This is a genomic window from Streptomyces sp. GbtcB6 (genome assembly GCF_019091475.1).
GTDB classification, from domain to species: domain Bacteria; phylum Actinomycetota; class Actinomycetes; order Streptomycetales; family Streptomycetaceae; genus Streptomyces; species Streptomyces hyaluromycini.
The window spans coordinates 32833-56813 of sequence record NZ_JAGXJL010000017.1; the positions used below are offsets into that span (position 1 = coordinate 32833).

General features: G+C 71.5%; 23 protein-coding genes and 1 pseudogene. 2 read left to right on the top strand and 22 right to left on the bottom strand.

The window, feature by feature from the left end; genetic code table 11:
* Window positions 1–6: 6 nt before the first annotated feature.
* From KVT45_RS27240 to KVT45_RS58475, 15 genes and pseudogenes are all read right to left on the bottom strand, one after another.
* The gene (locus tag KVT45_RS27240; RefSeq protein ID WP_217551738.1) at window positions 7–822 is read right to left on the bottom strand and encodes an ABC transporter permease; all 816 of its coding nucleotides are present in this window, start codon (window positions 820–822) and stop codon (window positions 7–9) included.
* The gene (locus KVT45_RS27245) at window positions 819–1565 is read right to left on the bottom strand and encodes an ABC transporter ATP-binding protein (protein WP_217551739.1); all 747 of its coding nucleotides are present in this window, start codon (window positions 1563–1565) and stop codon (window positions 819–821) included. The genes KVT45_RS27240 and KVT45_RS27245 overlap by 4 nt, the downstream gene beginning before the upstream one ends.
* On the bottom strand, window positions 1558–2913 hold the full coding sequence (locus KVT45_RS27250; RefSeq protein ID WP_217551740.1) for an LLM class flavin-dependent oxidoreductase: 1356 nt from the start codon (window positions 2911–2913) through the stop codon (window positions 1558–1560). Before KVT45_RS27250 ends, KVT45_RS27245 begins: the two co-directional genes overlap by 8 nt.
* Window positions 2910–3965 (bottom strand): aliphatic sulfonate ABC transporter substrate-binding protein, encoded by a 1056-nt coding sequence (locus tag KVT45_RS27255; protein ID WP_217551741.1) that lies wholly within the window; start codon window positions 3963–3965, stop codon window positions 2910–2912. The genes KVT45_RS27250 and KVT45_RS27255 overlap by 4 nt, the downstream gene beginning before the upstream one ends.
* Before the next feature lie 91 nt (window positions 3966–4056).
* Window positions 4057–4788 (bottom strand): ABC transporter ATP-binding protein, encoded by a 732-nt coding sequence (locus tag KVT45_RS27260; RefSeq protein ID WP_217551742.1) that lies wholly within the window; start codon window positions 4786–4788, stop codon window positions 4057–4059.
* Window positions 4785–5675: an ABC transporter permease gene (locus KVT45_RS27265; protein WP_217551743.1), complete on the bottom strand. Its 891-nt coding sequence runs from the start codon at window positions 5673–5675 to the stop codon at window positions 4785–4787. The genes KVT45_RS27260 and KVT45_RS27265 overlap by 4 nt, the downstream gene beginning before the upstream one ends.
* A gap of 26 nt (window positions 5676–5701) precedes the next feature.
* Window positions 5702–5968, bottom strand: a pseudogene (locus KVT45_RS27270) (TauD/TfdA dioxygenase family protein); the annotation flags it as partial.
* An 811-nt stretch (window positions 5969–6779) separates the two neighbouring features.
* Entirely contained in the window at window positions 6780–7595 is an 816-nt protein-coding gene (locus KVT45_RS27275) for a DUF427 domain-containing protein (protein ID WP_217551744.1), read from the bottom strand.
* A 22-nt stretch (window positions 7596–7617) separates the two neighbouring features.
* The gene (locus tag KVT45_RS27280) at window positions 7618–8631 is read right to left on the bottom strand and encodes a 2-oxoglutarate and iron-dependent oxygenase domain-containing protein (protein ID WP_217551745.1); all 1014 of its coding nucleotides are present in this window, start codon (window positions 8629–8631) and stop codon (window positions 7618–7620) included.
* Window positions 8632–8656: 25 nt separating this feature from the next.
* Entirely contained in the window at window positions 8657–9475 is an 819-nt protein-coding gene (locus KVT45_RS27285; protein WP_217551746.1) for an alpha/beta fold hydrolase, read from the bottom strand.
* A gap of 30 nt (window positions 9476–9505) precedes the next feature.
* Window positions 9506–11485 carry an ABC transporter ATP-binding protein gene (locus KVT45_RS27290; protein WP_217551747.1) on the bottom strand — a complete coding sequence of 660 codons (1980 nt, stop codon included), beginning with the start codon at window positions 11483–11485 and terminating at the stop codon, window positions 9506–9508.
* The gene (locus tag KVT45_RS27295; RefSeq protein WP_217551748.1) at window positions 11482–12348 is read right to left on the bottom strand and encodes an ABC transporter permease; all 867 of its coding nucleotides are present in this window, start codon (window positions 12346–12348) and stop codon (window positions 11482–11484) included. The genes KVT45_RS27290 and KVT45_RS27295 overlap by 4 nt, the downstream gene beginning before the upstream one ends.
* Window positions 12345–13301 carry an ABC transporter permease gene (locus KVT45_RS27300; protein WP_217551749.1) on the bottom strand — a complete coding sequence of 319 codons (957 nt, stop codon included), beginning with the start codon at window positions 13299–13301 and terminating at the stop codon, window positions 12345–12347. Before KVT45_RS27300 ends, KVT45_RS27295 begins: the two co-directional genes overlap by 4 nt.
* A 3-nt stretch (window positions 13302–13304) precedes the next feature.
* A complete protein-coding gene (locus KVT45_RS27305; RefSeq protein WP_217551750.1) occupies window positions 13305–14942 on the bottom strand; it encodes an ABC transporter substrate-binding protein in 1638 nt (545 codons plus the stop codon).
* A gap of 149 nt (window positions 14943–15091) precedes the next feature.
* Window positions 15092–15172 carry a putative leader peptide gene (locus KVT45_RS58475; RefSeq protein ID WP_368857558.1) on the bottom strand — a complete coding sequence of 27 codons (81 nt, stop codon included), beginning with the start codon at window positions 15170–15172 and terminating at the stop codon, window positions 15092–15094.
* A 191-nt stretch (window positions 15173–15363) separates the two neighbouring features.
* On the opposite strand from KVT45_RS58475, the gene KVT45_RS58145 reads away from it, so the two are divergent.
* Window positions 15364–16149 carry a winged helix-turn-helix domain-containing protein gene (locus KVT45_RS58145; protein WP_217551751.1) on the top strand — a complete coding sequence of 262 codons (786 nt, stop codon included), beginning with the start codon at window positions 15364–15366 and terminating at the stop codon, window positions 16147–16149.
* 55 nt (window positions 16150–16204) lie between these two features.
* Here the strand turns inward: KVT45_RS58145 and KVT45_RS27315 are convergent, their stop codons facing one another.
* On the bottom strand, window positions 16205–16738 hold the full coding sequence (locus tag KVT45_RS27315) for an AAA family ATPase (protein ID WP_217551752.1): 534 nt from the start codon (window positions 16736–16738) through the stop codon (window positions 16205–16207).
* Between the two features lie 340 nt (window positions 16739–17078).
* Here KVT45_RS27315 and KVT45_RS27320 point away from each other — a divergent pair, with 340 nt between their 5' ends.
* The gene (locus KVT45_RS27320; protein ID WP_217551753.1) at window positions 17079–17804 is read left to right on the top strand and encodes a 1-acyl-sn-glycerol-3-phosphate acyltransferase; all 726 of its coding nucleotides are present in this window, start codon (window positions 17079–17081) and stop codon (window positions 17802–17804) included.
* Window positions 17805–17888: 84 nt separating this feature from the next.
* Here the strand turns inward: KVT45_RS27320 and KVT45_RS27325 are convergent, their stop codons facing one another.
* From KVT45_RS27325 to KVT45_RS27350, 6 genes are all read right to left on the bottom strand, one after another.
* Entirely contained in the window at window positions 17889–19493 is a 1605-nt protein-coding gene (locus KVT45_RS27325; RefSeq protein ID WP_217551754.1) for an alpha/beta hydrolase, read from the bottom strand.
* Window positions 19494–19622: 129 nt separating this feature from the next.
* The gene (locus tag KVT45_RS27330) at window positions 19623–20384 is read right to left on the bottom strand and encodes an urease accessory protein UreD (RefSeq protein ID WP_217551896.1); all 762 of its coding nucleotides are present in this window, start codon (window positions 20382–20384) and stop codon (window positions 19623–19625) included.
* Window positions 20381–21061 carry an urease accessory protein UreG gene (gene ureG / locus KVT45_RS27335; protein ID WP_217551755.1) on the bottom strand — a complete coding sequence of 227 codons (681 nt, stop codon included), beginning with the start codon at window positions 21059–21061 and terminating at the stop codon, window positions 20381–20383. The genes KVT45_RS27330 and ureG overlap by 4 nt, the downstream gene beginning before the upstream one ends.
* 193 nt (window positions 21062–21254) lie before the next feature.
* The gene (locus tag KVT45_RS27340; RefSeq protein WP_217551756.1) at window positions 21255–21932 is read right to left on the bottom strand and encodes an urease accessory protein UreF; all 678 of its coding nucleotides are present in this window, start codon (window positions 21930–21932) and stop codon (window positions 21255–21257) included.
* A gap of 15 nt (window positions 21933–21947) precedes the next feature.
* Window positions 21948–23669 (bottom strand): urease subunit alpha, encoded by a 1722-nt coding sequence (locus KVT45_RS27345; protein WP_217551757.1) that lies wholly within the window; start codon window positions 23667–23669, stop codon window positions 21948–21950.
* A complete protein-coding gene (locus KVT45_RS27350) occupies window positions 23662–23973 on the bottom strand; it encodes an urease subunit beta (protein WP_217551758.1) in 312 nt (103 codons plus the stop codon). Before KVT45_RS27350 ends, KVT45_RS27345 begins: the two co-directional genes overlap by 8 nt.
* Window positions 23974–23981: the final 8 nt, after the last annotated feature.

Below are 23981 nucleotides of genomic sequence, written 5' to 3' on the forward strand. Positions count from 1 at the left end.
AGGGGATCAGGGCTTGAGGCGGCCCGTGGCGAACATGGCGGCGGACCATGCCGAGAGCGCGGCGGCTAGGGCCCAGACCACCAGCAGGGCCCAGCCCGCGCCGACGTCGCCCTGGCCGAGGAAGCCGATCCGCTCGACCTGGACCAGCCAGAAGACCGGGTCGAGGTGGCTCAGGACGTCCCAGACCGGCGGGAGCCGGCGGACCGAGTAGAAGACGCCGCCGAGGAAGCCCAGCGGCAGCAGGATGATCGACTCCATGGAGTAGACGTGGTCGAGGGACTTGGCGAGGCTGCCCGCGATCACGCCAACCTGCGCGGCGACCAGGAGCACGCCGAGCGTTCCGAAGAGCAGGACGAAGGGGCGGGCGACGCTACCGCTCCCGGTGAGCGGGAGGGCCACCGCCAGAACTCCCCCGCCCACGATCGTCCCTCGGGCGATACCGCCGCTCACCAGCGCCGCGTTGATCTCCCACCAGCGCAGCGGGCTGGCGAACACGTCGTGGATGTACCGGTCGCGGCGGGCCTCGAACAGGCTGGTCGTGCCGTTGAAGAAGCCCACGTTGACGATCGCCTGCGCGAAGAGGCCGGGCACGATGAAACGGCCGTAGGAGACACCGTCGATCGTGTCGACGTGGCCGCCGAGGGCGGAACCGAAGACGACGACGAACAGCACGGTCGACAGCACCGGGCCGACGACGCTGTAGCGCCAGATCGTCAGGAAGCGCAGGATCTCCCGCTCCAACAGCCAGAGGAACGGCGCCCGTTCGGGCTTGAAGGGCTCGTCGTACGACGGGAGGGCCGCCGCGTCCGGGGTGCCGGTCATGCCACCCCCTCCCCCGTGATCACCCGGTCGTAGACCTCCGAGATGTCCCGCGCCCCGTAACGGCTGCGCAGGGAGGCCGCGGAGCCGCGGTCGACGATCCGGCCGGCCCGCAGCAGGGCGATCTCGTCGCACAACGTCTCCGCCTCCTCCAGGTAGTGCGTCGTGAGCAGGACAGTGGTGCCGGCCGCGTTGAGGCCCTTGACCAGCCGCCAGATCTCCGAGCGCAGCTCCACGTCGACACCGGCCGTCGGCTCGTCGAGGATGAGCAGCCGGGGGCGGTGCATGAGCGCCCGCGCGATGACGAGCCGGCGCTGCATCCCGCCGGACAGTTCGTAGGCGCGGGCGTCGGCCTTGACGTCGAGGCGGAACACGGCGAGCAGTTCGTCCGCGCGCCGAACCGCCGCCCTCCGGCCGATGCCGTGGTATCCGGCGTGGTAGATCAGCATCTGACGGATCGACAGGAACCGGTCGACGTTGATCTCCTGCTCGGCAAGACCGAGCAGCCGACGCGCCTCCCGGGTCCGGTGGTCGTGGCCGAAGACGGTGAGGGTGCCGGTGGTGGGCCGGACTATGTTGCACACCGAGCCGATCAGCGTGGTCTTGCCGGCGCCGTTCGGGCCGAGCAGACCGAAGAAGGCCCCGTCGGGGATCTCCAGGTCCAGCCCGGCCACCGCGGTGAAGCCGTCCTCGTACGTCTTGCTGAGCCCCTTCACGCGCAGGGCGGGAGGTCCGGTGTCAGCCATCGGAGCGGTGGAACTGGTTGGCCGGTACCGGCAGTCCGTAGTGCTCGCGCAGCGTCGTGCCCTCGTACTCCTCCCGGAACAGGCCCTTGCCGCGCAGGATCGGCAGCACGTGCTCGACGAAGGCCGCCAGGCCGGACGGCAGGGCCGGTGCCATGATGTTGAATCCGTCGGCGGCACCGCCCTCGAACCAGGTGATGATCGTGTCCGCCACCTGCTCGGGCGTGCCGACGAACTCGAAGTGGCCGCGACCGCCCCCGAGCCGCGAGATGATCTGGCGGACCGTCAGCTTCTCTCGTACGGCGAGCTCGATGATGAGGTCGGAGCGGCTCTGCGAGCCCTCCAGTTTCGGCCGGGCGAGGACGAAGTCCGGCAGCGGGGCGTCGAGTTCGAACACCGACGGCTCGGTCTCGAAGATCGATGCCAGCTGACGCAGCCCGTACTCCGGTACGCGCATCTCGTCGAACTCCTTCGCCAGCGCTCGCGCTTCCTCCTCGGTCGACCCGATGTACGGGACGATCCCCGGCAGCACGATCACGCCGTCCGGGTCCCGTCCCGCGGCCCTGGTCCTGGCCTTGATGTCGGCGTAGAAGGCGGTCGCGCGCTCGTACGTCCGGTGGGCGGTGAAGATCGCCTCGGCGTGCCGGGCCGCGAAGTCCTTGCCGTCCTCGGAGGAGCCGGCCTGCACGAGCAGCGGGTAACCCTGCGGCGGACGCTCGACGTTGAGCGGGCCGGCCACCGAGAAGTGCGTGCCCCGGTGGTCGAGCCCGTGCAGCCGGGCCGGGTCCGCGTAACGCCCCGTGGCCTTGTCCGCCACGACGGCCTCGGACTCCCAGCTGTCCCACAGCGCCTTGGCGACCTGGAGGAACTCGTCGGCCCTGGCGTAGCGCCGGGCGTGGTCGGGACGGTCGACGAGGCCGAAGTTGGCCGCCTCGTCGGCGCCCGCCGAGGTGACGATGTTCCAGCCGGCGCGGCCGCCGCTGACGTGGTCGACCGAGGCGAGGCGACGGGCCAGGTTGTAGGGCTCGTTGTACGTCGACGACACGGTCGCGATGAGGCCGATCCTGCTGGTCGCCTGGGACAGGACGGTCAGCAGCGTCAGCGGTTCGAGCTGGCCCGGCGGCCGGAACTCGCCGGTGCCGTTCAGGGCCGGGCCGTCGGCGAGGAACAGCGAGTCGAACTTGGCGCTCTCGGCCAGCCGGGCCAGCTCGATCCAGTGCCGCAGGTCGAAGTCCGCCCGCGGGTTGCTGTGCGGGAGCCGCCAGGCGGCCTCGTGATGGCCGGCCTCCATGAGGAAGGCGTTGAGGTGGAGCCGGCGTCGTCTCTCGCCCACGGGGTTCACGAGGCTCATGACGTGACCTCCAGCTTCGAGCTGTCGTACCCGGCCGGGAGGAGGTTGTCGGTGATCGACCCGACGTCGACCGTCTTGGTGATCTGGCCCGCCTCCAGGAAGGCGTCGGCGAGCTTCTGCTCCGCCGCGATGTCCGACTTCTCCACCGGGGTGACCCGGGTCTCGAAGGTCTTCAGGGAGGCCTTCGCGTCGGCCAGGGGGATGCCCTCCTCCTTGGATATCGCCTCCGCGTACTTGTCCTCGTGCTGGACGGCCCAGGCGAACTCGTGGGCCAGCCGCTTGAGGACGTCCGTGAGGGCCGCCCGCTTCGTCTTGTCGTTCAGCGACTTCTCGCTGGCGACGTAGTAGCTGCTGGTCTGGTCGATGGGCGGGAGACCCTTCGCCAGGATCCGCGCACCGTTCTTGACCGCGATCGCCGACTGCGGGTTCCAGATGGACCAGGCGTCCACCTTGCCGGTGTTGAACGCCGTGGCACCGGCCGCCGGGTCGAGGAAGACGAGTTTCACGTCCTTGGGGCCGAGACCGACGCTCTTGAGCGCGTTCAGGGCGAGACCGTGGGCCGAACTGCCCTGCGGGACGGCGAGTTTCTTGCCCTTGAGGTCCGCGAGCGTCTTCAGGGTCGAGCCCTTCGGCACGATGATGTTCTCGTTCGCCTGGTCGGGCCTCAGGGATCGGTTCACGGCGACGACCTTGAAGCCGTACTCCTTCGCGGCGCCGGTGATCGGCGGTACGTCGCCGACGCTGCCGAGGTCGATGTCGCCCGACGCGGCGGCCTGGACGAGCGGCGGGCCGTAGGTGAAACGGGCGAACTTCACCTTGTACGGCGCGTTGTCGAAGACTCCGGTGATCTTCGCCAGCTCCTGGCTGCCGTCGCCGCCGTTGTCACCGATGGTGAACGTGTACTTCTTCCACTCGGGGTGGCTGCCGGCGCTCGATCCGCTCAGGTTGCTGAGCGGTGCCGCCGCCTCCGACTCCGTTCCGCATGCGGCGAGGGGGCCCGCGAGGGCGAGCAGGCCGAGGGCGCCGACGATTCGGGAGGATCTTGTGGGCATGGTTCTCACGTGCTTTCTGTGCTGGGACGGGAGTATGCGGGGGGGGATGACTCGCTTGGACTCGGTTGGATTCGGTGGGCTTCGGTCGGTTTCAGTGCTGGTTGGCGAGACCGAGGTCTTCCAGGAGCGCGGAGCGGATCTCCTCGCGGGCGACGCTCGCCTCGCGGTCCGCGGCGGACAGCTCGACGCGGTGCGAGGTGCCGATGCGTCCGTTGCTCATGACGACGACCCGGTCGGCCAGCGCGATCGCCTCGTCGACGTCGTGGGTGACGAGCAGCATGGCCGCGTGATGCTTGCTGCGCAGCGCCCGCACGAGGTCGTGCATGCGCAGCCGGGTGATCGCGTCGAGTGCCGCGAACGGCTCGTCGAGCAGCACGAGTTCGGGCTCCGAGACCAACGCCCGTGCCAGGGAGACCCGTTGGGCCTCGCCGCCGGAGAGCTCCTTGGGCCATGCCTTCTCGCGGCCCGCGAGTCCGACCTCGGCGAGCACGTCGAGGGCCCGTTGGTCGGCGTCCGGTCCGCGCAGGCCGAGGGTGACGTTGCGCAGCACCCGCTGCCACGGCAGCAGCCGGTCGGCCTGGAAGACGATCGCGCGCCTGGCCGGGACCTCCACCCGCCCGCCGTCGGGCCGGTCGAGACCGGCGAGCAGACGCAGGAGGGTGCTCTTGCCGCAGCCGGAGGGGCCCAGGAGGACCACCAGCTCCTCGTCGGCGATGGTGAGGTCCAGCTGGTCCAGGACGATCCGGTCGCCGAACCGCCGGACGACCTTCTCCACGACGGCGCCGGTCTGCTGCCGGGGCTGTGTCCCAAGGGTGGTGCTCATGACGCCTCATAACTGGGACGCCACCGCAGCAGCACCCGCTCGAGAACCCGGACGAACTGGTCGGCGAGCAGACCGAGGAGCGAGTAGATCACCAGCCCCACGAAGACCTGGTCGGTCTGCAGGTACGTCTGCCCCTGCGTGATGAGGAAGCCGAGGCCCTTGTCGGCGTTGACCGTCTCGGCCGCGACCAGGCCCAGGACGCTGTACGCGAGCGAGAACCGGAGGCCCACCAGGAATCCGGGCAGGGCGCCGGGCACCAGCACCCGCGTCACCAGCCGCCAGGTGCCCGCACCCGTCGTCCGCGCCATCTCGATCAGCCGTTGGTCGACACCGCGGATCGCGGCGAAGAGGTTGACGTACATCGGGACGCCGGCGCCGAACGAGATCAGCAGCACCTTCGTGAGCTCGTCGATGCCGAACCACACGATCATCAGCGGCAGTACCGCCAGCAGCGGGATCGTGTTCAGGATCTGCACGACGCCGTTGAACAGGTACTCGCCGCTGCGCAGCAGCCCGCCCAGTACCCCGCTGACGATGCCCACCGTCAGGCCGATGGCCAGGCCGATGCCGGCACGTTGCAGCGAGATGGCCAAGTCGGGCCCGAGGACGCCTTGTCGCCACAGGTCGACGGCGGACCTGACGATGGAGGTCGGCGCCGGGGCATAGGTCTTCTGCAGCACTCCGGCCCTGGCCAGAATCTCCCAGGCGATGAGGATCAGGGCCGGAGTGGTGTAGATGCCCAGGGGCCACCGCAGCCGCTCGCGGAGTGTGCGCAGCGGGGTCCGGCGGCGGGCGTCGCTCGGCAGGAAGACCTCGCGTCCGGGCGGACTCGCCGTCTCGGCGACCACCGGCACGACGGCCGGCCTCTTGAGGCTGACCTCGGTCATGTCGCCGCCTCCAGCACATGGTCGTCCGACGTCTCGCTGTCGACGGCGAGCACGTTCGTGGTCCCGTCGGCGGCCGGCAGGTTCGGGTGGGCGGTCGTCAGGTCGCCGAACCACCCGGCCACCCGCTCCTGACCGGCGTTGTCGAGGTGCACGTCGTCGAACACGATGGCCTTGTGCTCGTCGAGGGCATGGCGGAGCGCCGTGATCGTCGAGAGTTCGGCGGGCGCGGCGAGGTCGACTCCGTCGACGAAAGCGCCGATGCGGCCTGTGAGTTTACGGATGGTCGGAGGCATGAGGATGTCCCTCTCCAGGAATTCGGCGCACTGCTGGGTGCTGGGAGTCGGAGTGAACGAGTGACGAGCAGCGGTGAACGGCTGCGCAGCCGGTACTCGGTCCGGCAGCGATGTGCGGGCCCGACGACCTCGCGAGGAATGCCGGGTCAGGTCAAGCCGTGCGGTGGAGGTGCGGCGACAGCGTCGATCGGCGCGTGCTGCCTGGGGGTGCCCTGTGCAAACCCCGCCCGACCCGCGCCACTTGTGGGAAATGTCCTCGCCCCGCAGCCGACGGCGCATCCCCTGCCGGTCTCGGCCACGCCGTGCGCCCCCCTCCCCGAGGGAGCCGGGGAGCCGGGGGCCAGGGAGTCAGGGGGGAGAAGCAGTCGTGCGGTGGACACCGGCCGTTGCCGAGAGCCGCTCAGTGGCGGATCAGCGACACGCCTTCCGGTTCAACGGCAACAGAACGCGCTGGAGACGTGCGCCAGGTCTATGTGGCGCCTCCGGGTCAAGTCCACGCGCGGTGTCATGGAACGTGAGTTGAGCAGACGTCCACGCCGTCGGTCAATATGTTCCGGACAGCCCTCACATTGCGGAAACATCGGCCGCCGTGGAGAGGGGGACCGCGGCCGGGGCGCACATACGGTTGACCAGGTCGGTCTTCGGCGCGTTGGGGCCCCGCGCGCCGGGAGCGCCGCGCGGCGCCGGAACGGCGCACTGGCTCGAAGGCCACCACACGGACGCCGACCGCGAGGAGCCGCCCGGGGCGATCGCCCGGGGCGGCTCAGGGACCGGCGCAGTCCGTCGGGGCGGATGCGGCGGCCGTCTCTCGTCAGGTGCGCTGCTGCTCCGAGAGCGCCTTGGTGAAGTGGGTGACGGGACGCTCCACCCGTTCGCCGTCGACGGTGATGTCGACCGCCTCGTTGTAGAAGGCGAGGAGCCCCTGGACGGCGCCGACCGCGGGCAGCGGGTCCGGGTAGCTCCAGACGACGTTCGGGGGCACGTCGGACCCGCCGCGCCAGGACCAGTACTCGGCGGTGCCCTTGTAGGGGCAGCCGGTGTGGTGGTCGGTGGCCTCCAGCAGGTCGAGGCGGACGTCCTCGCGCGGGACGTAGTAGCGCGTGGGCAGGCCGGTTTCGAAGAGCAGGACCGGCCGGCGGGTGTCCGCGACGACCGTGCCGTCGATCTCGATCACGAGGTGGCGGCTGCTCGGGACGGCGTCCACCCGCTTGTGCGGGTCACGGGGGTGGACGAAGATCTCTTCCTCCTCCTCGTACCAGTGGTCCAGGCCCCGGCCGACGCGCCGGAACCACTCGAAGGCGATGTGGTCCGCCAGGTCGGCGGCCGGGAAGGTCCAGGCGGCGTTCTCCAGCAGTTCGCCGTCGACCTCGACGTCGTAGAAGATCCGCGAGCCGGTGTGCGTGCCCGTCGGGGGGTTCTTCGCGGGGCGGAGCAGGTCCTCGCGGACTTCCGCGCGCGGGAACGCGTACAGCGGGACGGGAACACCCGGCTCCCAGACGAGGACGGGGTGCCGGCTGTCGACGACTGTGACGTCGCCGTGGCGGCCGCGCACCCAGCGCTCGCTCGGCTCCCACAGGAGCCCCTCGGGAGTGGTCCGCACGGCCTGTGCGGTGGGGAACGTGCTCATGAGCGACTCTCCTCCAACTGGTTCACGCGCTGACTTCGGCGACGTAGGGGCGGTTCTCCCGCCAGGCCGCGAGCTGCTCGGGGCGGCCGAAGACCCGCAGGTACTCCTCGACGTTGCCGCTGGCACGCTCCCACACCGAGACGGGCTCGAAGTCGGAGCCGTCGGGGTCGGCGAAGGCCGGCAGCGGTTCCACGACCGTGTCCAGGCTCGGGTGGACGAACACCGCGGACGAGCGCCGCGTCACCGAACCGCCGGCCACCACCCGGTGCCGTCCGGGGCGCAGCCTGCCGTCCGTCCAGTTGGTCAGCAGGGTGCCGGTGAACACCTGCAGGGCGTCCGGCCGGATCGGCACCGGGGTCCAGGTGCCGTCGGGACGCTGGCCCTGCAGGCCCGCGTAGTCACCCTCCTGGTGGAGCACCGTGAGCGCGGAGCTGTCGGCGTGTTCCAGGAGGAGGAGCTTCTCCTCGTCCGACGCGCCGTCGTAGGGCCACTTGGGGTAGTTGTTGACGACCAGCGTCGTGTAGACGTCGTCGCCGAGCGGGAAGGTCTCCGCGGGCACGTCCAGTACGCGGGCGTACAGGGTGAGGACGCGGCGGGCGACGGCCACGAACGCGTCGTGGTAGCGGTGGGTCGCGCTCCGCAGGGCGGGCTCCTGCGGCGGCCACACGTTGGCGTGTGCGTAGAGGGTGGCGTGTTCCGGGGTGAGCCCGGCGGCCTCGGCCGCGTCCGTGTCGTCGTACTGGCCGATGTTGAACCGTTCGAGTTCCAGGCGGCCGAAGTCGTCGGGCCACTGCCGCCAGCCGCGGTAGGGGTGCCCGGTGGGGCTGGCCAGCTGCTCCTTCTCGTCGCGGGGCAGGTCGAGGACGCGGCGGAAGCCGTCGTTGAACCCGGCGATCACCTCGGCGGGGACACCGTGGTTGACCACCTGGATGATGCCGATGGTCTCGGCGGCGCGGCGCACGGTGGCCAGCAGGTCCTCGGGGGCGTCGTCGGCGAGGGCGGCGGCGAGGTCGATGACGGGGATGTCGTCCGACATGGCGGGTGCTCCTTCGGGGATCGGTTCAGTGGGTCAGGGGGCGCAGGACGTCCGCGAGGGCCTGCGGATCGGCGTGGACGGTGACGATGTCGCCGTCGGGTACCTGGGCGCGGAAGCGGTCGAGGGACCCGGCGTCCAGCGGGCCGCCCTCGGTGCGGACGAGCAACGGGGCGGGGACGGCGGCGAGTTGCTCCCAGAGGGTCTCGTCGTCGAGTTCGGTGGGTGCGTCGGTGGGGAGGCTGCCGAGGTGGTGACGCCAGGACCAGGTGCCGTCCGCGCCCCGTTCGCTCTCCAGTTCGGCCGTGCGGGCGGCGCCGGTCGCACCGCGTTCTTCCAGCCAGGCCGCCGCCTCATCGCGGGTGGTGAACTCGGGGCTGGGCGTGGGCCACAGCCGCAGGCCGGGTGAGAGCGTGCCGGGCAGCGCGTCGACGAGGACGAGGCGTCCCGCGCTGTGCGGGAACTTCGCCTTCAGCGCGATGGCGGCCAACGCGCCGAACCCGGCCCCGGTGACGGGCACCCCGCCCGGGGCGAAGGAACGGACGGTCTCCTCCAGCGTGGCGGCCAGTCGTCGCGGGCGGTAGTCGCCCCGGCCGCGCCTGCTGGAGCGGCCGTGGCCGGGCAGGTCCAGGGCGACGGCGGGCCGGTCCAGGGCCAGCAGGACGTCGTCCCAGGCGCGGGCGCTGGAACCGGCGTCGTGGAGCAGGACGAGGGTGGGCTTCTGCGGGTGCCAGAAGACGCCGCCGACGTGGCCGCCGCTGGCCACGGTCACCCAACGGCGTTGGATGACGGGCGCGTTCGGCAGGCCGGCGAACTCCTCGGCGGCGGTGCTCGTGGTCGTGGTCATGAGGACTCCCGGGGCTCGGGGGGTATCGGGTCACAAGAGGTCGGACACTCTCGGCACGGCGGTGGCGGGGATCCCGGCCGGCAGGTCGGCGGGGGCGAGGTGACAGCGCACGACATGGCCCGCGCCCAGATCGCGTTCCGGCGGCGGTACGTCCTCGCACAGTCCGTCGATCCGGCGGGTGCAGCGGTCGGCGAAACGGCAGCCGCTCGGTCGGGCCGGGGCGTTGTCCGGGGGTTCGGGCGGGCTCGTCGTCACCGGGCGCGCGGCGGCCTCGACCAGCAGGGCCGTGTAGGGATGCGACGGACCGGCCAGTACGTCGCCCGCGGGCCCCTCCTCGACGATCACGCCGCGGTACATCACGGCGATCCGGTCGGCCAGGTAGCCGACGACCGCGAGATCGTGCGAGATGAACAGGTACGACGTCCCGGTACGGTCCCGCTGGTCGGCCAGTACCTCCAGTACCGCCGCCTGCACGCTGACATCCAGGGCGGACACGGGTTCGTCGCAGATCATCAGGTCGGGGCGGCCCGCGAAGCCGCGGGCGATCGAGACGCGCTGTTTCTGCCCGCCGGAGAGCCGGGCGGGGCGGCGACCGAGGAGATCGGGGTCGATACGGGTGCGGTCCAGGAGTGCGTCGAGGGACGTACCCGAGGAATCTCCCAGGGTGGCGAGTGCTCTCCTCAGGACCGTGCGCACGGTGTGGCTGGGGTTGAGGGAGGCGTCCGGGTTCTGGAAGACCATCTGGATGCGCGGGCGCAGGCGCGCGTCGCGCCGGGCGAGGCGTGCGGGCAGGGGCTCGCCGCTCAGCCGCAGGTCGCCCTCACCGTCGGGGGCGAGGCCCGCGACGGCGCGGGCGAGGGTGGTCTTGCCGCTGCCCGACTCCCCCACCAGGCCCAGGACTTCACCCTCACGGATCGTCAGATCGACATGGTCGACCGCGACGGTCTGCCCGAACCGCCGTACGAGGCCCCGCACTTCCACGAGGGCGGCAGGCGTCTCGCCCGGCCGCTCGCTGCCCGCCTCCGCGCCGGCCTCCACCGTGGCCTCCCCCGGGTGCAGGCAGCGCACCGCCCGGCCCGGCACGGCCCCCGCGTCCAGCGGGGGTTCGACTGCCCGGCAGGCGTCCTCGGCCAGGGCGCAGCGTGGTGCGAAGGCGCAGCCGGTCGCGGTCTCGCCGGGCAGGGGCAGCCTGCCGGGCAGGGGCCGCAGCGGGCGCTCGTGCCGCGTGACGCCGAGGACCGGGACGGCCGCCAGCAGGCCCGCGGTGTACGGATGGGCAGGGGCGGCCAGGACCTCACCGACCCGCCCGGTCTCGACGAGGCGTCCCGCGTACAGCACGCCCACGCGATCACACATGCGGCCGATCAGGCCGAGGTCGTGGCTGACGAAGACCACCGCGGCATTCAGCCGGCCGCGCAACTCCCTCAGCAGGCCCAGGACTTCGTGCTCGACCGAGGCGTCGAGCCCCGTCGTCGGCTCGTCCAGGATCAGCAGCCGTGGCTGTACTGCGAGGGCGGCGGCGATCACGACGCGTTGTTGCTGCCCGCCGGACAACTGGTGCGGGTAACGCCGTACGAGCCGCTCCGGGTCGGGCAGCCGCACGGTACGCAGGAGTTCGACGGCGAGTCCGGCACTCTCACGACGTGACAGACCGCGCCCGCGCAGCACTTCGGCCAGCTGCCTGCCGATCCGCATCGTCGGGTCCAGGGATCCCGCCGCGTCCTGGTGCACGAAGGCGAGCCGGGACGCCCGCCACTCCCGCAACCGCCGCCCGCCGAGGCCCAGTACGTCGGTGCCGTCCAGCCGTACACCGCCGCCGAGCACCCGCCCGCCCGGCGCGAAGTGCCGGGCCAGTGCGTACGCGAGGGTCGACTTGCCACAGCCCGACTCGCCGACCAGGCCGAAGATCTCGCCGGGTGCGACGGTGAACGACACGTCGTACAGGACCTGGGCGGAGTCGTACGCGGTGCACAGTCCCTCGACGACGAGCCCCTGTTCGTCCGTGCTCATGCGGCCGCACCTCCCGCCGCCCGCCGTGAGGTGTCCGCGACCAGCGCCACCCCTACCACCAGGGAGACGATCGCCAGGGCGGGCGCCAGGACCGTCCACGGCGCGTTGTACAGCCACACCCGGTTGTCGGCGACAGCCGCGCCCCACTCCGGTGAGCCGGGCGGCTGGCCGAGGCCCAGGAAGGAGAGGGTCGCGGCGGCGAACACCGCGTCCCCAAGCCGTGAGGTCGCCTCGACGTACACCGTGGAGCGGACGTTGGGCAGGATCTCGCGGCCGAGCAGCGACCACAGGGGCTCACCGCGCAGCCGGGCCGCCTCGACGTACGGCTTTCCCCGCTCCACGAGGGTCGCCGCCCGTACGCTGCGCGCGACCAGGGTGGTGAGGGCGGTCGCGACGACGAACACGAGCACCGGCGTCGAGCGGCCCAGGAAGGCCACGAACAGCACCGCGGCGATGATGGCCGGAAAGACCACGACGGCGTCGACGATCCGCATCACCACGTCGTCCAGCCAGCCGCCCACCCCGCCCGTGACCAGCCCGATCACGGTGCCGGCCAGGACGGCCAGCGCGGTCGCGGCCGGCGCCACCGCCAGCACGGGGCGTGCCCCGGCAAGGGTGCGGGAGAACACGTCACGGCCGAACTGGTCGGTACCCAGCCAGTGTTCACCGCTCGGCGACAGGAACCGGTCCTGTGGACGCTGTACGTCCGGTGCGTACGGCACCAGGTGCGGCCAGAACAGGGCGACCGCGGTCCACAGCACGATCACGGCGGCTCCGACGGCGGAGGCGCCGGGCAGTCGGCCGCGTCGGCCAGGTCGGCCCAGTCGGCCCAGCGGTCGCAGGGCTGTCGATGCGGTGCTCATGCCGCACCCCCGAGCCGTATGCGCGGGTCCAGCAACCGGTGGACGAGGTCGGCGAGCAGCACGACCAGCATGTAGAGGGCACCCAGCACCAGGGCGCTCGCCTGGAGCGTCGGCAGGTCCTTGTCCTGCGCCGACTGCAGCAACAGGGCCCCCGCACCGGGGTAGTTGAAGAGCAGTTCGACCACGACGATGCCGCCGAGCATGTACTGCAGCTGGACGCCGAGGGCGCTGGTGGCCGGCACCGTGGCGTTGCGCAGCACGTGCCGCAGGACGATCCGCGCCGGGCCGGTGCCGCGCAGCCGGGCCGCGCGGACGTAGGGCCCCTCGACGACGGCGACGGTGCTGGCGCGCACGTGCCGGGCGACATAGCCGGTGCAGACCAGCACCAGCGAGATCGCCGGCAGGAGCAGATGCCACAGGGTCTGTCCCAGGCCGTCGGCCCCGGGCTGGGTCTGCGCGGACGCGGGCAGCCAGCGCAGCTGCACGGAGAACACCACCAGCAGGACGACCCCGGTGACGAACTCCGGTGTGGCGCCGAGGGCGAGAGTCGTGGAAGTGATCGTCCGGTCCAGCGCCCGGCCGTGGTAGAGCCCCGCGATCACGCCGAGGGTGAGCGCGACCGGCACCAGCAGCACGAACGCGAACGCCGCCAGGAAGAGCGAGTGCCCCAGCCGCTCCAGGAGCAGCCCGCGCACGGGTACGTGCAGCGTGTACGACGTTCCCCAGTCGCCGGTGAGGAAGCGCCCGAGCCAGCTCCCGTACTGCACGGCGAGCGGTCGGTCGAGGCCGAGTTGGTGGTTGAGGTCCCGCACCGAACGGTCCGAGGCCTCCCGGCCCAGGACGGTGCGGGCCACGTCGCCGGGCAGTACCTGGGTGGCGAGGAAGACCAGGAGGGAGACCGCCAGCAGGGTCAGGGGGACGGCGGCGAGGCGGCGGAGCAGAAACCGGGTCATGGCTCAGACCCGGGAGACGGTGGTGAAGTCGACGTACTGGCTGGGGTGGGCCTGGACGCCGCGGAACCTGCCGCCGTCGTAGGCGCGGGCCGCACCGCTCCAGTACGCGATGACGATCGGCACGTCCTCGTGCAGGGCCTTGGCGATGATCTCCGCCTGCTTGCGCCGTTCGGCGTCGCTGGTGGCGGCGTCATAGGCCTCGGCGGCCGCGTCGAGGGCCTTGTTGGCGTACTTGGAGCCGTTCCAGACGCCGTTGCTCTTCACCATGGGGATGATGAACTGGCTGGGCACGGCTCTGCCCGCCCAACCGACCAGGTTGGCGGTGGTGAAGAGCCAGGGGGTGTCCTTGGCCTGGTCGCCGCCGTAGAACTCCTTCGAGGAGCGCTGGTCGAGGTCGACGGTGATGCCGGCCTCCTTCAACTGGCTCTGAATGGTGACCGCGTAGTCCTTGCTGGGCGGGTCGAAGGTGAGCGTGAAGCGCAGGCTCTGCAGGCCGGCCGCCTTGAGGAGTTCGGTGACCTTGGCCTTGTCCTGGGCGCGCTGCGTGATGTCGGTGGGGGCGGCCGGGAACAGCGGCGCGAACAGGTGGTCGTTGCCGAGGTCGCCGAGTCCGCTGCCGGCGGCCTGCCGCACGGCGGGCCGGTCGAGGGCGTAGGCGACGGCCTGGCGGACCTCCTTGCGGTCGAAGGGCGCCTTGTCGACGCGGAGGGTGAGCACGGTGACGCCGGTGCCCCTGACCTTGTCGACGGCGATGCCCCCGCTGTTCCCCAGCGGTTCGACGAGCGCGGGCCGGCTGAGGAACTGGGCGTCGATGTCGCCGGACTGCAGGGCGACGAGGTCGGCCTGGTCGTCGGCGTAGAACCTGACGTCCACACCGTCGAGGTAGGGCTTGGGGCCGTCCCAGTACGCGGGGTTGCGGACGAAGGCCGCGCCCGTCGACACGTCGTACGACTTGAGGGTGAAGGGGCCCGTGCCGATGCCGTGTTTCGTGAAGTCCCCGGCGTAGTCCTTCTTCAGGATCACCGCGTTGTAGTTGCCGGCCGAGACCAGGTACGGGAAGTCGGAGAAGGGCCGTTCGAGGGTGAAGACGACGGTCGAGTCGCCCTGGGCCCGCACACCGCCCGCCTTGAGGACGGTGTCGAAGGCGGACAGCGCCGCCGACTTGCTCTTCGGGTCGAGCAGCCGGTCGAACGACGCCTGCACGGTGGCGGCGTCGAGCTTCGTGCCGTCGGAGAAGGTGACACCCCCGCGCAGGGTGAAGGTCCACTCTCGGCCGGTCGCGTCCGAGGTCCACTTGGTGGCCAGCCGCGGCACCAGCTTGAAGTCCTTGTCGAGCCAGACCAGGTACTCGGCGACCAGTTGGTAGAGGGCGATCGCGGTGCCGTCGTAGGCCGTCACCGGGTCGACGGCGGTGGGCGGCGGCGGGGTGCCCACGCGGAGTGTGCCGCCGCGCTTGGCCGGGCCGGAGGCGGAGGCCGTCGCCCCGGCCGACGTGTCGTCCGCGGCGCCCGGGGCGCAGGCCGCGAGCAGGGCGGCCAGGGCACCGCCACCGGCAAGGGTGAGAAAGCCGCGGCGGGAAAGTCCGGCGGGCAGGACGTCCTGCCAGTGCTGGGGCAGCGCGCCGTCATCGGATGCAGGCATGGGTTCTCCAGGGAATGACCGACGGCACGGCACAACCGTGGGGGGCTGTACGCGGGCGTGGGCGGAGCAGGCAGGAAAGAAAAAATGGGGGAAGGTGACGAGGGGCCTGGGCCGTCAGAGGACCGGCGTGGTTCGCGCGGTCGGATGCCTCAGCGCTGCGTACAGGCACACGTGCCGACGCGCGCCAGATCCACGTGGATCCTCCGGGTCAGCAGCGTGTTCGCGGTCACGATTCATTGATAACAGCGGGGATCGGCGGCAGACAATGCGGGACTTGTTTCAGAATCGAGAAACTCTCCCGCAAAACTCCGCTCGTACACTTCCGGCATGACCGACTCCACGCGCTTCACGGCCGGCTGTCGCCGCCCCGGTTCCGACGACCACCGGCCGTCCCCGAGGCACGACACAGGAGTTGCCCCCGATGCAGCCACCCGCGCACATACGGCTCGACGGTCCGCCGCACTCTGACACCGGGAGCCGCGCCCGGTTCGGCCCCCCGTCGATCGACGACCTGCTGGCCCGGGCGCGCGTCCGCCTCGACCGGCTCACTCCCGAGGACGCGGCCGGCGAACTCGCCGACGGGGCCCTGCTGGTGGACGTCCGCGCGGACCTGGTGCGGCGGGCGGAGGGCGAGATCCCCGGCTCCCTCGTCATGGACCGCAACGTGCTGGAGTGGCGGCTCGACCCGTGCAGCGCGTGGCGCATCGAGGAGGCCACCGACCACTCCCTGCGCGCCGTCATCATGTGCTCCCAGGGCTATATGTCGAGCATGGCCGCCGCGGGACTGCACGACCTCGGCCTCGTGCGGGCCACCGACATCATCGGCGGCTACGAGGCGTGGCGCACCGCCGGCCTGCCGGTGGTGCCCGGCGGCACCATGCCCGGCTCGTACGTGGCCACCGCGCCGTCCCCGATCAGCCTCGACCCGGGCGGGCAGCGCATGCTGGTCGACGGTGCTCCTGTCGCGCTCACCCCGCTGGAGTTCCGGCTTCTGACCGCTCTCCTGCGCGGAAACGGCCGGGTGATCCCGCGTGAGGACCTGCGCGCGGGCCTGGGCGAATGGGCCGGCAGCCGCAGCCGCTCCGTCGACCTGCACGTCCACCGCATCCGCCGCAAACTCGGCCCGCGCGCCGCGGCCCTGCTCACCACGGAGCGAGGCGTGGGCTTCCGCCTGCGCGCGACACCGGCGCCCGTCGACGGCCGCTGACGGCGCGTCGCCGAGGGCGGCGGGGCAGTACGCCCCACCCCGAATTCGTCGTCGATCACTGCCGCCCGGGATCGCGGCCGGCGGTCGCGAGGTCACCGAGGTGGAGGATGAGCGAGGCGAGGGACTCGTGCGGATCCTGTCCTGCCGTGTCGACGATGACGTGCTCTCGGTCCCAGGGTGCGTAGTCGCGGTCGAGGACCTGCTGCCAGTCGGGCAGGGGCAGGTCGGGGATGTCGGTCGAGCGTGAGGTCACACGGTGGCGATGCTCGGCCGGATCCGAGCAGATCACTTCGACCTCGATGGTGGGAACGCCTGCCTTGGCGCCGACGCCCCGCCAGGTGTCGCGAGTGACGGCAAGAGGGTTGACGGATTCCGCGATCACGATGAGCCCCTGCTGCAGGTGCTCCTCTGCCAGGGCGTACCCAACCGCGTAACCGACCGGTCCGAGGGGAGGCCGGGCCAGTCCCGAGCGGACGATCGCCTGCTCGATCGTGTCGATGCGCAGGTGAACCGCACCGGTGCGGGCGGCGAGGAGGCGAGCCAGTGTGGTCTTGCCGGTGCCGGGCAGTCCGCCGATGACGATGAGCATGTGCTCATGCTGCCGCAGGGTGGCACGCCCAGGTGTCCGCGCGTAGTGACTCGCCCTCGGATCGCTGGGACACTGACCGAAGATCCAGAAATACTCGACCGTGCATGTCCCCGGTACATTGAAGCCCCCCGAGCACAGCCGCCGCCGAAGTCCCACGCATCAGCCGGCCCATGGCGTAAGGATACGAGAGCCACGTGGATCGCAAGAAGGAATCGCTGCCGCTCAGGCACCGCGCCACCGAGCACTGACGCGGGACACGGACAGGCCAACTGCCGTGAAACCAATACTGACCTGGGATAACACCAGCTCACAGGGGAGCTGGTGAAGTGAAGGGCGAGCCGTGTTCTACTACCTGCTCAAGTACGTACTGCTGGGGCCTCTGCTGAGAGTGGTGTTCCGGCCGCGGATCGAGGGCCTGGAACATGTGCCGCCGTCGGGACCCGCCATCGTCGCCGGCAACCACCTCTCCTTCTCCGACCACTTCCTGATGCCGGCCGTCCTCAAGCGGCGCATCACCTTCCTCGCCAAGGCCGAGTACTTCACGGGGCCCGGGGTGAAGGGCCGGCTGACCGCCTTCTTCTTCCGCAGCGCCGGGCAGATCCCGGTGGACCGCTCCGGCAAGGAGGCGGGCCAGGCCGCGATCCGGGAGGGGCTCGGGGTGCTGAGCAAGGGCGAGCTGCTCGGCATCTATCCGGAGGGCACCCGCTCGCACGACGGCCGCCTCTACAAGGGCAAGGTCGGGGTCGCCGTGATGGCGCTGCGCGCCGGTGTCCCGGTGATCCCCTGCGCGATGATCGGCACGTTCGAGGCGCAGCCGCCCGGCAAGGTCATCCCGAACATCCACCCGGTCGTGATCCGCTTCGGCAAGCCCCTCGAGTTCTCCCGCTACGCCGGAATGGAGCACGAGAAGGCCGTCCTGCGCGCCATCACCGACGAGATCATGTACGCCATCCTGACCCTGTCCGAGCAGGAGTACGTCGACGAGTACGCGGCCGTCGTCAAGGCCGAGCAGGCGGCGGCGAAGGGCGAGAAAGAGCGCAAGTTCCCCCGTGCGCCGCTCAGTTGAGGCCGTACGAGCGTTGAGGTCCCGCAGCTGGGGCGAGGGGCGGCCGGAGTGTTCCGGCCGCCCCTCGTCGTCGTACGGGAGCGGTTACGGCTGCGGGGTGGCGTGCGGGGTGCAGGTGACGTCCGCGCTGTCCAGCGTGCCGGTGAGCAGGTAGGTGTCGACGCGGCTGTTGATGCACGGGTTGACCAGGCCGGTCACGCCGTGCGAACCGGCGCCCTGCTCGGTGATGAGGCGGGAGCCCTTGAACCGCTGGTGCAGTTCGACGGCGCCGGGGTACGGGGTGGCGGCGTCACGCGTGGACTGCACGATCAGCACCGGCGGCAGGCCCTTGTGGGTCTTGACGTTCACCGGGGTCTGCTGCTTGACCGGCCAGGTGGCGCACGGCAGGTTCAGCCATGCGTTGGCCCAGGTCATGAAGGGGTACTGCTTGTTGAGCTCGGTGTTGTCGCGGTCCCACTTCTTCCAGCTGGTGGGCCACTTGGCGTCGGTGCACTCGACGGCCGTGTAGACGGCGTTGCCGTTCTCCGAGGTGATGTTGCCGGCGGTGTCGGTCAGGTCCGGAGCGGCCGCGTCGACCAGGGCCTGGGTGTCACCGGCGAAGTACTTGCTGAACACCGTGGCGACCGGGACCCACGAGGAGTCGTAGTACGGCGCGCTCTGGAAGAAGCCGATCAGCTCGGCCGGTCCGACGACCCCGCCGATCGGGTTCGCCTTGGCGGTGGCGCGCAGCTGGAGCCACTTGGCCTGGACGGCATCCCGCGTGGTCCCCAGGTGGAAGGCGGAGTCGTGCGCTGCGACCCAGTCCTCCCAGTCCTTCCAGCGGCCCTCGAAGGCGACGTCCTGGTCCAGGTTGGCCTGGTACCAGATGTTCTTCCGCGACGGGTTGACGACGCTGTCGACGATCATCCGGCGCACGTGCCCCGGGAACAGCGTCCCGTACACCGCACCGAGGTAGGTGCCGTAGGAGACACCGAGGTAGTTGAGCTTCTTCTCGCCGAGCGCGGCCCGGATGACGTCCAGGTCGCGGGCGGTGTTCGCGGTGGTCATCTGCTGGAGCATCGCGCGGCCGGTGCGCTCGGCGCAGCCGTCCGCGTACTGCTTGGCGAGCTTGCGCTGCGCGGTCTTGTCGGCCTCGGTGTCCGGCACCGGGTCGGCCTTGGGGGCCTTCACGAACTCCTGCGGGTCCTCGCAGGAGATGGGCGCCGAGTGGCCGACACCGCGCGGGTCGAAGCCCACGAAGTCGTACGCCTTCGAGGCGTTGACCCACAGGGGGTTCTTGTTGGTGACCCGGAGCGGGAAGCGCATCCCCGAGCCGCCGGGGCCGCCGGGGTTGTAGACGAGCGCGCCCTGGCGCTCGGCCGGCGTCCCCGTGTTGCCTATTCGGTCGACGGCGAGCCTGATCTGCTTGCCGTCGGGCTTCGTGTAGTCGAGCGGCACGCTGACCCAACCGCACTGGACGGGCTTGGTCAGAGCCCAGTCGGCCGGGCAGTCGGCCCAGTCGATCCCGGCCTTCGCGGCCCGTGCGGCCGCGATCGCCGCGCCCTGCTGTGCGCGGTCCTGGCCGCCGTGCCGGGCCTCGGCACCGGCGGCGGGTGCCGCGAGCGCTCCGGTGATCAGGCTGGCCGTGACGAGCGCTCCGGCCGAGCCGAGCGCCAGCACCCGGCTCCTCGATCTGAAGTTTTCCCTCAAGTGGGCCCCTCCCCCTGCATGGTTACGAATGGTCAGGGGGATCCTTCCGGCTGTGAGGTCCCTGAGAACAGGTCTCAACAGTCGTCTTTACCAATCCGATAACCGGACTCCCGCGTCCCGCTGAGCGGATCACCCGCCCAACTGGGTCAAAGCCTCGTCCAGTACCCGGCGCAGGCGCAGCGCATCGCCCGCCACCGCACTCACCAACACGGCGGGCCCGGCGAGCGGAGTGAGCGCGGCGCACTCCCCCAGCATCCGTGCCGCCATCGGCTCCACCGCGAACTCCGGCCGTACGACGACAAGTTGCCCCACCGCGCGATGTCCCGCCAGCACGGCGGGCCCGTCCCAGCCGCCGGGCGCCCCAGGCCCGCAGGCCAGTTCCTGATCCAGTACGGCCCTCCCGGCCACGCGCACGGTGAGCCGGCTGCCGAGCCGCCCGGGCTCCTCCCCGACCCGCCCGAGCACCTGCTCCTCCCGCAGCACGAGCCGGCCCCGGGCCCCGACGTCGACACGCGTGGAGACGCGCAGATCACTCCCCCCGGCCGAGATCAACTGCTCCGGCAGCCACCGTAGTTCACCCCCGTCGGCGACATCGAGCCGGACGTCGTACCGGGCCTCCTCCTTCCCCTGCCCCGGCAGGGCGATGGTCGCGGCGGCCGACCCGACACAGAGCCGGGCCCCGTCCTCGACCCGGGCCTCGATCACGAACCGGTCCCCGCCGAGCGGCCCGCTCATCGCCCCGACGACCATCACCCGGGCCTCGGCCCCGCTGCCCCGGGTGCGCCGCAGCGCGAGCGGCCCCTCGCCCTCCAGCACGGGGAGCGAGGTACCGCCGCGCCCGTCGTCCCGGGCGACGATCCGAGCGGTCGCGTGCACGCCGGTGAGCGTCATGCGGTCCACGCGGCGAACCGCTCCCGCACCCACACGGCCACGTCCCCGACACCGGTCTCGCCGCGCAACGACTGAAAGACGACGGGTAGTTCGGCCCGCTGCGCCTTGGCGTCGGCGGCCATCCGCGCCAGATCCGACCCGACGTACGGAGCGAGGTCCGTCTTGTTGACGACAAGCAGGTCGGCCGTAGTGACACCCGGCCCGCCCTTGCGCGGGATGTCGTCGCCTCCCGCCACGTCGATCACGAAGATCTGCGCGTCCACGAGCCCCTTGGAGAAGGTGGCGGTGAGATTGTCCCCACCGGACTCGACGAGGATGAGGTCCAGCGGCCCGACCTCGTCCTCCAGGTCCTCCACGGCTTCCAGATTGGCCGAGATGTCGTCCCGGATCGCGGTGTGCGGACAGGCCCCCGTCTCCACGGCGGTGATCCGCTCCGGCGGCAACACGGCCTCCCGGAGCAGGAATTCGGCGTCCTCGCGGGTGTAGATGTCATTGGTGACGACGGCCAGGGACAACTCGTCGCGCAGCGCCCGGCACAGGGCGGCGACGGTGGCGGTCTTCCCGGACCCGACAGGACCGCCGAGCCCGATACGGAGAGCCCGACGGGCCCCGTCGGGTCGGCGAGCGTCGGCGCTGAGCGCAACGGGACCGTGGTGGTGATCGTGATCGAGGTGCATGTTCGGCTCCTTGTCAGTAGGCCTTGTGTTTCAGCCCGTCCGGCGTTTGAGGACGAGGCCGTTCAGGCCGAAGCGGGGGTCTGGGGGCGGCAGCCCCCAGGGACGGGGGTCGAAGGGGGCCCGGCCCCCTGAAGGATGGGACGGGTAGGGGCGGCGGGGGCGCCGCATCCGTCAGCGCCTCCGCCGCGGCCCCCTACGACGCGAACAACCGCACCGCCCACCCCGCATGCCACTCCGCCCCGATCTCCGCCAACGGCGCCGACGCCGCAGGCAGCGCGTCGACCCCCGCCCCTCCGACCACCCCCCGCGCCGCCTCCACCGCCCGGTCGGCCACCCGGTCCACCTCCGCCGTCAACCGGGCAAGCACCCCCGTCGCCTCGAACGGATCCAGACTCAGCAACCGCACCACCGCCGTGGCCGGCCCGCTCACGCACTCGTACGCCGCGCAGTACGCCGCGTCCTCCGCCGAGAGCCCCGCCGCCCTGGCCACCACCCCCAACACCACCGGCTGATGGGCCCCCTTGGGGAACTCCCGTGCCAGGGCGTCGAGTTCGGCCCCCGGCCAGGCCACCCGCGCGGCCCGCAGCAGCTGCCGCCCGAGCCTGCGCGCCGCACCCCGCAGCGCGGCCGACGGCGTCCGCGCATCGGCGGCCGCGTCCAGCTCCCGTACGTCCGCGCCGAGTACCGCGGCCGCGGCGAGCGCAGCCGCCACCAGCCCCGCCGTGTGCAGCCGCCCCCGGCAGTACTCCTCCAGGCTCGCGGCCCCAGTGATCCGCCCGGCCCTGACGGCCGCCTCCGCCCCGCCGGAGTGCGCATGCCCTCCGGCGGGGAAGCGGCCGTCGGCCAGAACCAGCAACGCTGCCCGAGACACCACACACACCAGCTCTCAGAACAGGAAGTAACGCTGGGCCATGGGCAGTTCCGCGGCCGGTGTCGCCTCGACCAGTTCCCCGTCGATGTACACGGCGAAGCTGTCGGGATCGACCCGGACGCTGGGACGCGCGTCGTTCTCCCGCATGTCCGCCTTGGTCACCCCACGGGTCGACTCGATGGCGACGAACCGCTTCCCGAGCTGCAGCCGCTCCGGCAGCCCGTCCTCGATCGCCAACGGGGCGACGAAGTTGAAGGAGTTGGCGGCCGGTGCCCGCCCGATCGCCCCGTACATCGGGCGCGGCAGGATCGGCTGGGGCGTCGGGATCGACGCGTTGGCGTCGCCCATCTGCGCGTAGGCGATCTGCCCGCCCTTGAGGACGAGGTGCGGCTTGACCCCGAAGAACGCGGGCTCCCAGAGCACGAGGTCGGCGAGCTTCCCGGTCTCCACCGAGCCGATCTCCCGGGCCAGCCCCTGCGCGAGGGCCGGGTTGATCGTGTACTTGGCGACGTACCGCCGTACCCGGTGGTTGTCGGCCCGCCCGTCACCCGGCAGTGCGCCCCGCCGCCGCTTCATCACATGGGCGGTCTGCCAGGTCCGCAGGATCACCTCGCCCACGCGGCCCATGGCCTGTGCGTCGGAGGAGATGATGGAGATCGCGCCGAGGTCGTGGAGTATGTCCTCCGCCCCGATGGTCGACGGCCGGATCCGCGACTCGGCGAAGGCCAGGTCCTCCGGCACCGCCGGGTTGAGGTGGTGGCACACCATCAGCATGTCGAGGTGTTCCTCGGCGGTGTTCACCGTGTACGGCCGGGTCGGGTTCGTCGAACTCGGCAGCACGTGCGGTTCGGAGACGACGGTCATGATGTCCGGGGCGTGCCCGCCGCCCGCGCCCTCGGTGTGGTACGCGTGGATCCCCCGCCCGCCGATCGCGGCGAGGGTGTCCGCGACAAATCCCGCCTCGTTCAGCGTGTCCGTGTGGATGGCGACCTGGATGCCGGTCCGGTCGGCGACGGTCAGGGAGGCGTCGATGACGGCCGGGGTGGATCCCCAGTCCTCGTGCAGCTTCAGGCCCAGTGCCCCGCCCCGGATCTGGGAGAGCATGGCCTCGTGCGAGACGGTGTTGCCCTTGCCGAGGAAGCCGATGTTGAGGGGGTACTGCTCCATCGCCTCCAGCATCCGGGCGAGGTGCCAGGGGCCGGGGGTGACGGTGGTCGCCTTGGAGCCCTCGGCGGGGCCGGTGCCGCCGCCCACCAGCGTCGTGATGCCCGCCGCCAGCGCCTCGTCGGCGATCTGCGGGCAGATGAAGTGGACGTGCGCGTCGACCCCGCCCGCGGTGAGGATGCGCCCGTTGCCGGCGATGACCTCGGTCTCGGGGCCGATCACCAGGTCGGGGTGGACACCGTCCATGGTGTCGGGGTTGCCTGCCTTGCCGATGCCGGTGATCCGGCCGTCGCGGATGCCGATGTCGGCCTTGACGACGCCCCAGTGGTCGATGATCACGGCACCCGTGACGACCGTGTCGGGGGTGCCGTCTGCGCGCGTAGCGCGCGACTGGCCCATGGACTCGCGGATGACCTTGCCGCCGCCGAAGACCGCCTCGTCCCCGGCGAGTCCGGGCCCGCCGGAGCGGTCCTCCTCGATCTCGACGATCAGGTCGGTGTCGGCGAGCCGGATCCGGTCGCCGGTGGTCGGTCCGAACAGGTCGGCGTAGGCGGCGCGGGAGATCTCAGGCATCGAGGGCACCTCCGGTCTCGCCGCGCAGCCCGGGGACCACACGGGCGCCGGTGAGCGGGACGAGTTCGACGTCGACGGGGATGCCGGGCTCGAAGCGGACGGCGGTGCCGGCGGCGACGTTCAGCCGCTTGCCGCGCGCCGCGTCCCGGTCGAACTCCAGTCCGGGGTTGGCCTCGGCGAAGTGATAGTGCGAGCCGACCTGGACGGGCCGGTCGGCGGCGTTGAGGACGGTCATCCGGGTGACCTCGCGGCCCGCATTGAATACGACGGGCTCGTCGGTGAAGAGAACCTCTCCGGGAATCATCGGCGGCC